The organism is Lysinibacillus sp. GbtcB16 (assembly GCF_019091145.1).
GTDB lineage: Bacteria > Bacillota > Bacilli > Bacillales_A > Planococcaceae > Lysinibacillus > Lysinibacillus fusiformis.
The window spans coordinates 1-229 of record NZ_JAGXJV010000971.1 but is presented as its reverse complement, the minus strand read 5'-3'; the positions used below and the strand labels follow the sequence as shown (position 1 = coordinate 229).

General features: G+C 52.4%; 1 pseudogene. It reads left to right on the top strand.

Going from position 1 to position 229, the window contains the following annotated elements:
- Window positions 1–49 precede the first annotated feature (49 nt).
- Window positions 50–229, top strand: a pseudogene (locus KVT27_RS26485) (3'-5' exonuclease); the annotation flags it as partial.

Genomic DNA, 229 nt, shown 5'->3' with positions numbered 1-229 from the left:
CTACGATTTATTGAAGGGCTTCATCCGATACAAAAATGTGACGAACGATATGAGCGTCGAAGCTGCTCTGCTCGATCTGGAGATTGAGGCGGAAGGGTCCGCCCACCGGGCATTAGATGATGCGCGGATGACGTCGCTCGTATTCAAAGCCGTCTTCGATAAGCTGGATTTCGCGAGGAAGCAGCAGTATGTTGACGTGTACAGCAATGCCAGGGAGCGTAAGCTGGTC